The organism is Kitasatospora sp. NPDC024654 (assembly GCF_055559155.1).
Genome location: NZ_JBVHLF010000009.1, coordinates 26,055 through 39,248 on the forward strand (window position 1 = coordinate 26,055; position 13,194 = coordinate 39,248).

Below are 13,194 nucleotides of genomic sequence, written 5' to 3' on the forward strand. Positions count from 1 at the left end.
GCGGTGCTCCGCGCTCCCCGGTACGGTAGGAACTCCCCCTGAGGGAGGTTCAAGTCTTGTCCGGCACCTGGAGTATCGGAGAGCTCGCCGAGCGCGCGGGCGTCACCGTCAAGACCGTCCGCTTCTACTCCGATCGCGGCCTGCTGCCCGAGGCCGTCCGCAGTGCCGGGGGACACCGCCGGTACGGCCTCGAGGCGCTCGACCGGCTGCGCATGATCCGCGCGCTGCGCACCCTCGACCTGCCGGTCCCGGAGGTGGGCCGGGTCCTGGCGGAAGAGGACGCGCTGGAGGACGTCATCGCCGGCCAGCTGCGGCAGGTCGGCTCGCAACTGGCCGCCCTGCGGTGGCGGGAGGCCGCGCTCCAGTTGCTCCGGGACTGCCCCGCCGAGGAGCGCGCCGACCGGTTGCACCTGGTCGGTGCCATGACCACTCCGCCCGGTACGGACGCCCCGGCACGCTTCTGGCGTCGCCTGCTGCCCGCGCGGTTGCCGGCCCGGCTGGTCTCCGCGATCGTCGAGGCGGCGGTGCCGCAGCCGCCCGCGGATCCGACCCCGGCCCAGGTGTTGGCCTTCGCCCGGCTGCACGCTCTGACCTCACGGGCCCGGTTCGACAGCGACCAGTGCCGACCCGAGGCCCGGCACGAGGGCGAGCGCCCGGCCGTGCTCTACGACGGGCTCGGCGAGGCGTACGCGCTGGCCTCGGCCGACCTGCGGGCGCGGCGGCAGCCGTATCAGGGCGAGGCGCTCGACTGCTTCGTCGCCGCGCACGCCCACTCCCGCGGCACCCGGGACACGCCCGCCTTCCGCCGGCAGCTCGGCGTCCGGCTCGCGCGGACCGCGGATCCGCTGATCGGCCGTTACTGGCAGCTCGCCGCCGAGCTGTCCGGCCCGCCGGAGCCGACCATGGGCGCCGCCCACGACTGGCTCCGCACCGCGCTGGACGCTCAGCCCGCCTCGTCGGCTCGCTGAACCCCGGCCCTTGCCGACTCCGGCTCCCGGCCGCTCAGACCGGCAGCTGCCAGCCGGGGCCGTCCTCGGCGCCGAGCCGGACCAGCTGGCCTCGTGGCGTCACCGTGATCCCGAACTCCCCTTGCCGCGGCGCGCCTTGGCGCTGCCACTGGAGGACCGCGTGCTCCACCTGGTCCCAGAGGCGGAGCGGTCCGCGTTGGGTGACGGTCCAGCCGCCGGCGACGTTCGGTTCGGTGCGGGCCTGCGAGCCGGTGGCGACGTCCAGCAGGATCTGGCGCTCGCCCGCGCCCGTGCGCTCCGCCGAGGGGGCGCCGAGCTGGGCCACCCAGGCGCCCGTGCAGGTGTCGAGTGTGGCGGGGTCGATCCGGCTGGGCCGCTGGTCGCCGGGGGCGAGGGTGACGCTCCGCCGGGGCGGCGGCGTGTGGGACCGGGCCAGTGGGAGGTTCGGGCAGTCGGGCAGGAACCGGCCGGCGGCGTGGCCGGGTGCCGTGACGGTGAGCAGGGCGAGCCCGGAGCCGTGCGACCAACCGGACAGCGTGGCGAGGATCCTCCCGCCCGGCTTCACCTGGTGGAGCCAGCGGTGCGGCAGGTAGCGGACCGCGCGGGTGGCGATCAGCCGGTCGTACGGGCCGGCTCCGGCGTGGCCGTCGAGTTCGTCCCCGACCACCAGCGTGGGGCAGTACCCGGCGGTCCTGAGCGCGGTCGCGGCACGGTCGGCGGCCTCGGGGTCCGCCTCGACGCTGACGATGTTCTGGTCGCCGAGCCGGTGCGCGCCGAGGGCCGCGGAGTAGCCGGTGCCGGTGCCGATCTCCAACACCCGGTGACCGCTGCGGACTTCGAGCCGTTGCCACATCGGCAGGGCCAGCTCGTCGAAGGCGTTGGAGGGGAAGGCTTCCCGGGGCACGGCCTCGGCGACCCTGCGCCACGTGGGGTCGACGGTGGTGAGCTGTTCGAGCGGGGTGGCGGGGGCGGTCACGTGTGCGGGCCTCTCGGGAGCTGATCGGTGTTGAGCGGTGAGCGGGCGAGGTCGCGCAGGCCGTTCGCGACCGAGGCGTGGAAGGCTTCGCGGCCGCGGTCGTACTCCTGGGGCCCGGTGCATCCGCAGCGGGGACACGCGCACGGGCCGTTCCCGAGCGGGGCGAAGCTGCCGCGGCGGTCGGCCCGGTAGGTCGCTTCGGGGGCCAGGTCGATCCGCTCGCCGGTGGTGGTGATCCGGTAGGTGCGGATCGTCATCCGGCTCACTTGCTCAACCCCGACCGCACAGTGGGCAGTTCGGCCAGTCCAGCGGGCACCGCCACACCGGGGATGACCCGGGCGACGCAGAGCGCGTGCGCCAGGAGGTGCTCGGCGATGGCCAGCAGCGTCCGGGCGCCGCAGCCGCCGAGCTCGACGTGCGCGCCGTGCCGGGTGTTGGTGATCCGGAACGCCTCCAGGCCGACCAGCGGCGGGAGTCCGGCCACCTCCAACGCTCGGACAAGGGTTCTCACCGCCAACTCCGCTTCCGCTCGGTGGTCCAGTTCCTGGCGGAGCTGGGCCGTGTCCGGTACGGGGGTCGGCCTGGTGTGCGACATGAAGTCCTCCCGAGGTGTTTTGTCCACGAACCCCGGGACAGGTCGGGCCGGCCGGGGTCACACTGAGTGTCGGCCGGTGACGAACCGACTACCAAGCGTTTCCGCAGGACGGACGATCTGTCATAGAGAGGACGGCGGGAGATGGCACCTCGCAGACGGGTGACGACGGACTCGACGACGGCCAACAGCGCGGCCGAACGGTTCGGCGCCGAGCTGAGGCACTGGCGTGAGTCGGTCGCGCTGATGACCCAGGCCGAGCTCGCGAGCCGGATGCACTGCGATCAGTCCTGGATCTCGGCGATCGAGAACACCCGACGGACGCCGACGGCCGACTTTGCCAAATCGGCAGACCAAATCCTGGGCACACAAGGAGTGTTGAGCCGAATGATCCCCGCGATTGAGTGTGAGTCGCAGGATCTCTACCCCGACTGGTTCCGGGCGTTCGTCGAAGCCGAACGGCGGGCCCGGGCGATCCGGGAGATGCAGACGGGCCGCATCTCGGGGCTCCTGCAGACCGAGGAGTACATGCGGGCGCTCTTCATCGACTTCGATCCCACCGCTACTCCGGCTGAGATCGATGAGCGCGTGACGGCGCGTCTGGAGCGGCAGCAGCGCCTGTTCGATCAGAGCGTGACACTGGACCTCCTGCTCGACGAGGATACTCTTCGTCGCCGGGTCGGCGGCCCAGTGGTGATGTACCGGCAGCTCCAGGCAGTCCTCGCGGCGTTTCGGCGGCCCAACATCACCGTGCAAGTACTTCCGTTCGAGCTGGGCGAGTTGGCTGGGCCGGGTGTCTCAATCAACCTGCTTGAGATGGCAGATGGTCGGCATGTGGTCTATTCCGAAAGCCTTACGCGCGGACACCTCATTACTGATCAGACGGAGTATCAGAAGTGGCTACGCCGCTATGATCAGGCAAAAGCCCATGCGTTGAGTGTGGGTGAGTCGGCCCGCCTGATCCGCTCCATCCTGGAAGGGATGATCAACATGCTGCCGCCCAAGGAACTTCCGGGCGCCCCATGGCGCAAGTCCACCTATTCCGGTGGGAACAGCGGTCAGTGCATCGAGGTCGCCGACGGCTTCCACAGCGTCACCCCGGTTCGCGACTCGAAGGACCCAGACGGCCCCGCGCTGCTCTTCCCCGCCGGCTCCTTCGCCGCGTTCGTCGACGGCATCAAGGCGGGCCGCTTCGGCACGGTCTGATCGCGATCACTCGCGCCGTCACTTGCCGTGATCGAGGCTGGCGCGAGGGTGGTGACGGCGCCTGCCCACCGGACCCCGCCGCGTCGGCGGTCCGGAATGAGGGCAGATGCTAGAAATGACGATATGTACAGGTTGGGTCGGTTTCCGGTCTTCCGTCGCCTGCCCTGGCCGTCGCGCCGCCCGCCGCCCGACAGGGAGCCAGGCCATCGGCGGGGCCACTCGGGCCCCGAGCGAGGGCGTGAGGCCGGAGACGGTGGCCCGGCCCCACGTCGACCCGGCGGCCGGTCCTGGAAGGAGTCCCTGGCCTCGCTCTTCAGCCTGCGGAGCGTCGCTGGTCAGGCGTTCGTCTGGCAGCTGGCGGTCCTCGTGCTGCTTGCGGCCGCCGCGATCGCGGCCCTGGTGCTCAAGACCACGTACGACGCCCGGAACGACGCCCGCCACCGGTCACTCGCTGTCGCGGAGGGCTTCGCGCACTCCCCGGGCCTGGCGCCGGCGCTGCGCTCGCCCGATCCCACGTCGGTCCTCGAGCCGCTCACCGTGGCGGCCCAGCGGGGTTCCGGTGTCGACTTCGTCGACGTGCTGAGCACGAGCGGCATCCGTCTCACCGACCCGGTACCGAAACTGATCGGCCAGCGTGCCCAGGGCGACGTCGGACGGGCGGCGGCCGGGCAGCCCCTCACCGAGGTCTTCAAGGGCAGGCCGTGGGACGCGGTGCGAGCCCTCGTTCCCATCACCGACGCGCACGGCGCCGTGGTCGGCATCGTCTCCACGGGCGTGCAGACGGTGGACATCGGCGCCAGGGTCGACCGTCAGCTGCCACTCCTGTTCGGCGCCGCGGCGGTCGTGCTGGCTCTCGCCACGGGCGGGGCGGCGGTGGTGAGCAGGCGGGTGCGGTCCCAGACCCACGGCCTGGGGCCGGTCGAGATGACCCGGATGTACGAGCACCACGACGCCGTCCTGCACGCGGTCCGCGAGGGTGTGCTGATCCTGGACGCGGACCAGCGGTTGGTGCTGGCCAACGACGAGGCCCGTCAGCTGCTCGGCCTGCGAGCGCCCGTGGAGGGGCTGCCGCTGCGCGACCTGGGCCTGGCCCCTGAGATGGCCGCGCTGCTGGCGTCCGGGCGCGCGGTCACCGACGAGGTGCACCCGGCCGGGGACCGCCTGTTGGCCGTCAACCTCCGGCCCACGGCGGTCCACGGTGGGCCCTCCTGGTCCGTGGCCACGCTGCGGGACACCACGGAACTCCGTGCGCTGGCCGGTCGGGCCGCGGAGGCCCAGGACCGGCTGAAGCTGCTGAACGAGGCCGGCACGCGCATCGGCACCACCCTGGACATCGGCCGTACGGCGCAGGAACTGGCCGAGGTGGCGGTACCCCGGCTCGCCGACTTCGTCAGCGTCGACCTGCTGGAGACCCTGCTGAGCGGGGACGAGCCGCTCCCGGGGCCGATCACGGGCGCGGTGCTGCGCCGGGTGGCGCACCACTCGCTCCTGGAGGGCACGCCGGAGTCCGTGGTCAGGGTGGGCGAGGTCGACCTCTACACGGAGCACTCGCCGCACGCCCGCTGCCTGGCGACCGGGCGGTCCGAGCTGCACTCGGTGCTGGACCGGGCCATCGGCGCCTGGGTGGCGGAGGACCCCGCGCGTTCGGCCAGGAGCCGCAGGTACGGGTTCCACTCGTGGATCCAGGTGCCGGTGATCGCGCGGGGCATCACGCTGGGCGTGGCGGACTTCGTCCGCTACCGGCGCCCCGAACCGTTCGAGACCGATGACCTGGCTCTGGCGGAGGAGCTGGTCGCCCGGGCCGCCGTCTCCCTGGACAACGCCCGGCGCTTCAACCGCGAGCGCACGGCGGCCCTCACCCTGCAGCACAGCCTGCTGCCCCGGCGGCCACCGGCGCAGTCCGCCGTGGAGGCGGCCTTCCGGTACCTGCCGGCGGATCCCCGGCTGGGGGTGGGGGGCGACTGGTTCGACGTGATCCCGCTGTCCGGCGCGCGGGTGGCGCTCGTCGTCGGCGACGTGGTCGGGCGCGGCATCCACGCCTCCGCGACCATGGGCCGGCTGCGCTCCGCGGTGCGGACGCTCGCCGACGTCGACCTGGCTCCGGACGAGCTGCTCACCCAGCTCGACGACCTCGTCATCCGGCTGGCCGCCGAATCCGAGACGGACGCGGACCTCGCCGTGGCCGGGGACATCGGCGCCACCTGCCTCTACGCGATCTACGACCCGGTGTCGGGGCGCTGCACCCTGGCCCGCGCCGGACACCCGGCACCCGTCCTGACCCACCCGGACGGCACTCCGGCCGTCCTGGACCTGCCGACCGGACCCCCGCTCGGCCTCGGTGGGCTTCCGTTCGAGGCGGTCGAGGCGGTCCTGCCCGAGGGGAGCCTGCTCGCCCTCTACACCGACGGCCTGGTCGAGTCCCGGCAGCGTGCCATCGACACCGGGCTGGACGAGCTGCGGCGGGTGCTCGCCATCCCGGAACTCTCCCTGGACGCCCAGTGCGACCGGGTCGTCGAATCCCTGCTGCCGGAGCGCCCCGCCGATGACGCCGCCCTGCTGCTGGCCCGGGTCCGGCGCCTCGACGGCGGGCGGGTCGCCACCTGGGAGGTGCCCGTCGATCCCGCGGCGGTGGCCGGGATCCGCGCGGACGCCAGCCGCCGGCTGTCGGCCTGGGGCCTGGACGAGGCCGCCTTCGTCACCGAACTGGTCGTCAGCGAGCTGGTCACCAACGCCGTCCGGTACGGTGGCGCGCCCATCCGGCTGCGGCTGATCCACGACCGGACGCTGATCTGCGAGGTGACCGACGGCAGCAGTACCGCACCGCACCTGCGCCGAGCCCGCGTGCTCGACGAGGGCGGTCGTGGACTGCTGCTCGTCGCGCAGCTCACGCAGCGGTGGGGCGTGCGACAGACCGCGAACGGAAAGATCATCTGGTGTGAGCAGGCGCTCCCCGCGAATGCCCCGACACCGGCCTGACGGGCCGTCGACCCGGGCGGCCGGCCACCGCTCGTGTGCACCCACGCCGGCGGCCCGGCACTGCGGGAGTGCCGGGCCGCCGGGGGTGTTGCCGCGTGGACGGGGTCAGACGCCGTAGGTGTTGGTGGACCAGACGGCCTTGCCGTCGGCGGTGTAGATGACGAAGTTTCCGTCGTTCTGCATGACCGCCTGGGCGCCGGGGTTGCCGTAGGTGCCGCTGTACCAGAGCGGGCTGCCGGTGGCGCTGTGGAGGACGAGGTTTCCGTCGGTCTGCATGGTCAGGTAGGCGCCGGGGTGACCGTAGGTCCCGGTGTTCCAGACCGCGCGGTTGTTGGTGGTGTAGAGCACGAGGTTGCCGTCGGCCTGCATGCTCAGCGTGCCGTGGCTCCAGGCGACGGCGGCGCCGGACTTCACGGTGCTGCCGCTGGTGATGGCCGTGCCGAGCTGGGCCGGGTTGGCGTAGTAGGTACCGCTGTTCCAGACCGGCTTGTCGTCGGCGTTGTACAGGACGACGTTGCTGTCGTTCTGCACGGTCAGGTGCGAGCCGGGATTGCCCCAGGACCAGGTGGACCAGAGCGCGGTGCCGTCGGCGCCGTAGATCACGAAGTTGCCGTCACGCTGGGCGAAGGCGTACGCGCCGGGGTGGTTGTAGGTACCGCTGGACCAGAGCGGCAGGCCGCTGCGCAGCGAGTAGAGGACGAGGTTGCCGTCCGGCTGCATGCTGAGCTTGGTCTGCGCGGCCGTCACCGTGGTGCCGGACTGCAGGGTGGTGCCGGCGGTGACGACCTGGCCGGTGGTGTCGTACTTCGCGTTGTAGCTGCGGGTGGACCAGACCGGGGTGCCGGAGCCGTTGCGCAACACGAGGTTGCAGTCGTCCTGCACGGTGAGCGTCGCGTTGCCGCCCTCGGCGGACGGACCGGCCTGCCACACCAGTCGGCCGCTGCCGTCGAACAGGGTGAGGCCGGCGGTCGACACGTTGAGGAAGCCCGCGCCGTTGGTGGCTTGGACGTTGGTGGTGAAGAGCACCTTGCCGGTCTTGAGCTCGGTCAGCACCAGGTTGCCGCTGCTCTGCAGGGTCAACTGCGCGCAGCCCGAGGACATGCTGGCGCCCGCGGCGAGCTGGGTGTCCGAACCGCCGCCGAGCACCGAGCTGGTCGAGGGGCGGGCGGCGGCGGGCGCGGCCTGGGCGGTGGTGGCCGTACCGGAGTTGGTGGGCGCGGGGCCACGCCCGTCGGCGTACGCGGGCCCGGCGAGGCCGGCCGCGATGGTGGTCAGTGCGGCGATGGCCGCCAGCCGTCCGGTGGTGGTGGACAGGCGGTGTCTCGGGGCGCTTGAACGCTCCCGCATGGGTTCCTCCCCCTGGGGCCTGAACAGGCCTGATCAGTGATGAGCTGCGATAGGTATACCAAGGACCAAGGACGGATCCGCAGGGAGGGCCCGCGCAACACCCCGCGGCCCCGCACTGCCGGAGTGCCGGGCCGCGGGGTGTTGCGGGGTCAGACGCCGTAGGTGTTGGTGGACCAGATGGCCTTGCCGTCGGCGGTGTAGATGACGAAGTTGCCGTCGTTCTGCATCACGGCCTGGGCGCCGGGGTTGCCGTAGGTGCCGCTGTACCAGAGTGCGCTGCCGGTGGCGCTGTGGAGGACGAGGTTCCCGTCGGTCTGCATGGTCAGGTAGGCGCCGGGGTGACCGTAGGTCCCGGTGTTCCAGACCGCGCGGTTGTTGGTGGTGTAGAGCACCAGGTTGCCGTCGGCCTGCATGCTCAGCCTGCCGCGGCTCCAGCCGATGTCGGTACCGGACTCCACGGTGCCGCCGCTGGTGATGGCGTGGCCGAGCAGGGCCGGGTTGGCGTAGTAAGTGCCGCTGTTCCAGAGCGGCTTGTCGTCGGTGTCGTACAGGACGACGTTGCTGTCGTTCTGCACGGTCAGGTGCGCGCCGGGGTTCCCCGAGGTGCCGCTGGACCACAGGGTGGCGTCGCCGGCGGCGAGGACCAGGAAGCCGCCGTCGTTCCGCAGCACGGCGTGGGCACCGGGGTTGCCGTAGGTGCCGGTGGACCAGAGCGGCTGGCCGCTGCGCTGCGAGTAGAGGACGAGGTTGCCGTCCGGCTGCATGCTGAGCTTGGTCTGCGCGGCGGTGATGGTGGTGCCGGACTGCAGGGTGGTGCCGGGGGCGACGACCTGGCCGGTGGTGTCGTAACTCGCGTCGTAGGTACGGGTGGACCAGACCGGGGTGCCGGAACTGTCCCGCAGGACCAGGTCACAGTCGTCCTGGAGGGTCAGCGTCGCGTTGGTGCCCTCGTTGGCCGGGCCGGCGGACCACAGCAGCTTGCCGTTGCCGTCGTACAGGGTGAGGCCGGCGGCCGACACGTCCAGGTAGCCAGGGCCGTTGGGGCTCTGGACATCGGCGGAGAAGAGCTGCCGGCCGGTCTTGAGCTCGGTCAGCACCAGGTTGCCGTTGTCGTCCAGGCCCAGCCGCGCGCAGGCCGAGTACAGGGGGTAGTCCGTGTACACCGTGGAGGTCCCGGGATGGGCGGCACCTATCGATGAACGCAGCTCCGGGACCTCGATGCCGAGCGACTGACGCGCACCGAGGTTCGGCGTTCCGTCGGCTGCGGCCGGCTCACCGGGGTACTCGTAGACGTCCATGTCGGTCACGAACAGGCCTGGGTTGATGGTCCCGTTCGCGTCACCGCCCGACGAGATGGATGCGGTGGAGCTGTTGAGGTATTGCTGGATGCTCTGCGCGGCCACCGCTTGCTGGGTGGGCAGCGGACCGAGGCCCTGACCCGACCCTGCGCTGCCCCAGCTCTGGCCGGCCGAGCCGACACAGGTGGTCAGGGTCACCGCTGCCCAGCTGCCGTCGCCCGAGATCGCGGCGGTGAGGCACTGGCCGCCCTGAGCGGCGATCAGGGAGCCGGACGGGCCGGGCTGCCACCGTTCGGTCGGCCGGCCGTCGCAGTTCTGCTCGGTCAGCTCATGCGTGGTGCCGACGACGTGGTCGGCGGAGTCCAGGCACTGACCATCCGTGCGCAGCGTGCCGTCGGTGCCGAGCACCCAGCTGAGGTCGGGCCCGGGGGCCGCGGGACAGGCGGCGGCAGTCGCCCCGGCGAGGATCTGGAGGCAGAGCGGGCCGGCGCCGGGCAGGCCGGACTGGATGCTCGACGCGACCGGCGGGGTGAGCAGCGCGGTGGGCGTGCCGTCGGCGTTGAACGCCAGGGTGCGGCTGACCAGCGCACTGGTGTTGGTGTCGCGAACCCACAGGGTGGGAGCGCCGTTGACCTTGCCGGGCGCGACGACGGTGGTCCTGGACCAGTCACCGCTGCCGAGCAGCACGGGGTTGCCCAGGATGGTGTCCGCCCGGCCGGGGTAGTACCAGAGCTTGCCGTTCTCGACGGTGATCAGATCGGGCAGGCCGGCGGAGTTCTCGATGCCGTCGCTGGCGACCAGCTGCGTGGTGGAGTTCCACGTCGGGTCGTAGCCGGTGCAGTCGGCGCCGGAGCAGGCGGGCTTGGCGATCGTCATCGCGTGCTCGGGGTGGGTGAAGTGACCCGACGTCCCACCGTAGTTGGCGTCGTTCGGGTAGAGGTAGAGCTTGTGCGAGGCCTGGCTCAGCGCGAACAGGTCGTCGGTCCGGGAGCCGGTGAGGCTGCCGCGGTGGGTGACGAGGTACCGGTCCCAGCTGTTGTGCTCCGGGCTGTGCGCGTCGTCCGAGGCCCGGTACGGCGCGGCGCCGTTGGAGAACACGTAGAACGACGAGGCGTTCGCGTTGCCCGAGATCACGATGTCGTCGGGGAAGCCGGCCCCGGTGAGGTCGCCCGGGACCGCCACTCCCGGCGCGGCGGACGCGTGAGGGGCGGCGGCCTGGGCGGGGGCCGCGAGGCCACCCGCCAGGCTGGTCAGTGCGGCGACGGCCGCGAGCCGCCCGGCCAGGCCGGGCAGCCGACGTATCGGGGCGTCAGAACGCTCCCGCATGGATTTCCCCTCAGGGCCGTGGTCGGGCCCGGTTGATGGTTCGAGGGCGACAGATATACCAGGGCCGGGGGAGACGCTGATCAAGTGGGTGGTTCGGTCGGTCCGGTGGATGACCGAAAAGCGTGCTGTGTATTGGAGTTGGGAGATGGGCATACTGGCCGGTGAGTCGTGAGGGGGCACTGGCTGATGGCGCGATGGGACCCAACCGTGATCGGCGAGGCGGACTTCCTGCCCGAGTCGTTCCAGACGGCTGACCAGGCGTCGATTTCCGGTCAGCGGCAGGCGCTGCGCTGGTACCGCGGGCTGATCCTCATGCTGGTGGCCGCCGCCGTGGTCAGCGCGGTGGTCGGGGCGCCGAAGCACGGGCGGACCGACCTCGCGCCGCTGGTGTCGGTGGCGGCGTTCCTGGTGGCCGGATACTTCTGGACCCGGTTGCGGCAGAGCAACCCGCAGGCGCGCTGGCACGAGGCCCGGGCGGCGGCCGAGTCGGTGAAGACACTGGCCTGGAAGTACACCGTGCGGGCCCGGCCGTTCGACGGTCCGGCGAACTCGCCGGAGGTGGACGAGGACTACCGGGAGCAAGTGGCCGACGTGTTGCGGGCGTTCGAGGACTCCGGGGTGATCTCTCCCGGTGCCGTGCCCGAGATCACCGAGGGCATGCGGGAGTTGCGCGCATCGAGCCTGATGGCCCGGCGCATGTTCTACCTGCGGCTGCGGGTTGAGGGTCAGCGCACCTGGTACCGGGCCAAGGCCGACGCCTGCGAGTCGCAGTCGGTCTCCTGGGGGCTCGGGATCGCCGCCCTGATGATCCTCGGTGTGGCGGCCGCGGTGGCGCAGGCCGCCGGGGCGCTCTCGCTCGACCTGTTCGGCGCCTGCTCGGCGGGGGCCACCGCGGTGATCGCCTGGACCCAGCTGAAGCAGTTGCGCCCGCTGGTGTCGGCGTACCAGCTGGCGGCGAAGGAACTGGACGTGGTGTGGGGCAAGTTGTCGACGCTGGACCTCGCCGGGCCGGACGCCGAGGCCGCCTGGTCGCGGCTGGCCGGGGACGTCGAGGACACGGTGGCCCGGGAACACACCAGCTGGCGCGCCCGCCGGGCCTTCCCGCGCTGAGGTCTCAGGAGAAGACGACCGAGCGGAGCTTGAGGCGGTCGCCCAGCTGCTTGCCGGGGGGCATCACGTAGGAGGTGTCGCCCGCGCAGTCGAAGTCGAGGAAGACCGTGGCCGTGGCGTCGGTGAAGTTCTTCGGGGCGAAGGCCGGCAGCTCGTCGGTCGCCCCGGGCAGGTCGATGCAGTCGCGGCTCTGCGGGTTGAGGAGCACCTGGGGGAGGCCGATACCGTCCCTGTACTCGAAGGTGCCGGTGGCCGCGTAGGCGGAGTTGGGCACGGCGACGACGAGCGCGAGCGCGCCGAGCGCGGCGGCGACGGTCTGGCGGACACGCATGAGGGACCCCTCTTTCTGGTTGCTCAGGGCTTCTGGGCGAAACCCTAGAGTCACCGACTCGAGGGGAAACGATTCTCCTGCTGCGTGCCGCGTGTCGCCGGAATGGCGCAGTCCGGGCCCCGGTGCCGCCGGCGGTTCCCAAGGAAAGCAAGGTCGGACCGTGCTCTGATGCGGTCAATCCAAGGCGCGCGAGGTGAACCGCGCCCGACCTGGGGGTGGAGAAACGTTAATCAGTTTTTGTTAGGAAGAGTAATGAGCTAAGCTAAGCACATGCCCGAGATGTCCGAGGGCGACCTCGCTGCCGTCAGTCAGCTGCGGTCGTCCGTGATGCGCCTTGCCCGCCGCCTGCGGCACCAGCACGTCGAGAAGTCGCTCAGCCCGACCGAGATGGGCGTGCTCGGCACGCTCGCCCGGTGCGGCAGCGCCACCCCGGGGGAGTTGGCGCGGCGGGAGCACGTCCAGCCGCCGTCGATGACCCGGATCATCGCGATGTTGGAGGAGAAGGCCCTGGTGCGGCGCGAGCCGCACCCGGACGACCGCCGCCAGGTGGTGGTCAGCATGACGGAGCAGGCCGAGGAGATCCTCGTCGAGAGCCGCCGGCAGCGCAACGCCTGGCTCGCGGACCTGGCCTCCGGACTGACCGAGGAGGAGTGGGAGACGATCCGCGCGGCGGCTCCCGCGCTCTACAAGCTCGCGCACCTGTAGGACCCGTGACACCGGTGTGGGATCGGCCACACCTGCGACACCCGCAAGAACTGCCAAGCCCGCAAAACCCGTAGCACCTGTTGGCCCCCGGCCGGGACGGACCCGGCCACCGGGGGACGGCCCCGGCGGGAAGTACCCGCCGGGTCGGAACGAGAGGACACGGCATCACCGCAGCCCAGTCCAGGAAAACCAGCAGCGCGGCCACAGCCGCGCACCGAGGGGAGAAGAACGTGACCACGCCGGCCGCCGCCAGCGCCGCAACCCGTCCCGACGACACCACCGCCCAGACCTCGACCACCACCCCCGTACCGCCGGCCGCTGCCGCCGCGGTGCCCTCGCCGGTGAACCTGCCCGGCGAC

11 protein-coding genes are annotated in these 13,194 nt (G+C 71.9%); 5 read left to right on the forward strand and 6 right to left on the reverse strand.

What is annotated here, in order from left to right; genetic code table 11:
• Nucleotides 1–56 precede the first annotated feature (56 nt).
• Entirely contained in the window at nt 57–968 is a 912-nt protein-coding gene (locus ACZ38L_RS08015) for a helix-turn-helix domain-containing protein (protein ID WP_465690360.1), read from the forward strand.
• Between the two features lie 34 nt (nt 969–1,002).
• On the opposite strand, the gene ACZ38L_RS08020 is transcribed toward ACZ38L_RS08015, so the two are convergent.
• Genes ACZ38L_RS08020 through ACZ38L_RS08030 form a run of 3 tightly spaced genes read right to left on the reverse strand, consistent with a single transcriptional unit; the run spans nt 1,003 to nt 2,539 of the window.
• Entirely contained in the window at nt 1,003–1,944 is a 942-nt protein-coding gene (locus ACZ38L_RS08020; RefSeq protein WP_465690362.1) for a methyltransferase domain-containing protein, read from the reverse strand.
• Nucleotides 1,941–2,201, reverse strand: a complete 261-nt coding sequence (locus tag ACZ38L_RS08025; protein WP_465690364.1) for a hypothetical protein — start codon at nt 2,199–2,201, stop codon at nt 1,941–1,943. The genes ACZ38L_RS08020 and ACZ38L_RS08025 overlap by 4 nt, the downstream gene beginning before the upstream one ends.
• Before the next feature lie 5 nt (nt 2,202–2,206).
• On the reverse strand, nt 2,207–2,539 hold the full coding sequence (locus ACZ38L_RS08030; protein ID WP_465690366.1) for a hypothetical protein: 333 nt from the start codon (nt 2,537–2,539) through the stop codon (nt 2,207–2,209).
• 141 nt (nt 2,540–2,680) lie between these two features.
• Here ACZ38L_RS08030 and ACZ38L_RS08035 point away from each other — a divergent pair, with 141 nt between their 5' ends.
• A complete protein-coding gene (locus ACZ38L_RS08035) occupies nt 2,681–3,742 on the forward strand; it encodes a helix-turn-helix domain-containing protein (RefSeq protein ID WP_465690368.1) in 1,062 nt (353 codons plus the stop codon).
• Between the two features lie 366 nt (nt 3,743–4,108).
• Nucleotides 4,109–6,718 (forward strand): SpoIIE family protein phosphatase, encoded by a 2,610-nt coding sequence (locus ACZ38L_RS08040; RefSeq protein WP_465690370.1) that lies wholly within the window; start codon nt 4,109–4,111, stop codon nt 6,716–6,718.
• 105 nt (nt 6,719–6,823) lie between these two features.
• Here the strand turns inward: ACZ38L_RS08040 and ACZ38L_RS08045 are convergent, their stop codons facing one another.
• Both ACZ38L_RS08045 and ACZ38L_RS08050 read right to left on the reverse strand, forming a co-directional pair.
• Entirely contained in the window at nt 6,824–8,065 is a 1,242-nt protein-coding gene (locus ACZ38L_RS08045; protein WP_465690372.1) for a hypothetical protein, read from the reverse strand.
• Between the two features lie 149 nt (nt 8,066–8,214).
• Complete coding sequence (locus ACZ38L_RS08050; protein ID WP_465690374.1) at nt 8,215–10,689, reverse strand: ricin-type beta-trefoil lectin domain protein; 2,475 nt, start codon at nt 10,687–10,689, stop codon at nt 8,215–8,217.
• Nucleotides 10,690–10,875: 186 nt separating this feature from the next.
• On the opposite strand from ACZ38L_RS08050, the gene ACZ38L_RS08055 reads away from it, so the two are divergent.
• Nucleotides 10,876–11,799, forward strand: a complete 924-nt coding sequence (locus ACZ38L_RS08055) for a DUF4231 domain-containing protein (protein ID WP_465690376.1) — start codon at nt 10,876–10,878, stop codon at nt 11,797–11,799.
• Nucleotides 11,800–11,803: 4 nt separating this feature from the next.
• On the opposite strand, the gene ACZ38L_RS08060 is transcribed toward ACZ38L_RS08055, so the two are convergent.
• Nucleotides 11,804–12,130, reverse strand: coding sequence for a hypothetical protein (locus ACZ38L_RS08060; RefSeq protein WP_465690378.1), 327 nt, complete (start codon nt 12,128–12,130; stop codon nt 11,804–11,806).
• Between the two features lie 270 nt (nt 12,131–12,400).
• On the opposite strand from ACZ38L_RS08060, the gene ACZ38L_RS08065 reads away from it, so the two are divergent.
• A complete protein-coding gene (locus ACZ38L_RS08065) occupies nt 12,401–12,835 on the forward strand; it encodes a MarR family winged helix-turn-helix transcriptional regulator (protein WP_465690380.1) in 435 nt (144 codons plus the stop codon).
• Nucleotides 12,836–13,194 lie beyond the last annotated feature (359 nt).

What these genes read in the sequence shown, in the direction of transcription:
- ACZ38L_RS08025 (WP_465690364.1), bottom strand. Translation starts at nt 2,201, where the DNA reads ATGACGATCCGCACCTACCGGATCACCACCACCGGCGAGCGGATCGAC.
- ACZ38L_RS08030 (WP_465690366.1), bottom strand. Translation starts at nt 2,539, where the DNA reads ATGTCGCACACCAGGCCGACCCCCGTACCGGACACGGCCCAGCTCCGC.
- ACZ38L_RS08035 (WP_465690368.1), top strand. Translation starts at nt 2,681, where the DNA reads ATGGCACCTCGCAGACGGGTGACGACGGACTCGACGACGGCCAACAGC.
- ACZ38L_RS08045 (WP_465690372.1), bottom strand. Translation starts at nt 8,065, where the DNA reads ATGCGGGAGCGTTCAAGCGCCCCGAGACACCGCCTGTCCACCACCACC.
- ACZ38L_RS08050 (WP_465690374.1), bottom strand. Translation starts at nt 10,689, where the DNA reads ATGCGGGAGCGTTCTGACGCCCCGATACGTCGGCTGCCCGGCCTGGCC.
- ACZ38L_RS08055 (WP_465690376.1), top strand. Translation starts at nt 10,876, where the DNA reads ATGGCGCGATGGGACCCAACCGTGATCGGCGAGGCGGACTTCCTGCCC.
- ACZ38L_RS08060 (WP_465690378.1), bottom strand. Translation starts at nt 12,130, where the DNA reads ATGCGTGTCCGCCAGACCGTCGCCGCCGCGCTCGGCGCGCTCGCGCTC.
- ACZ38L_RS08065 (WP_465690380.1), top strand. Translation starts at nt 12,401, where the DNA reads ATGCCCGAGATGTCCGAGGGCGACCTCGCTGCCGTCAGTCAGCTGCGG.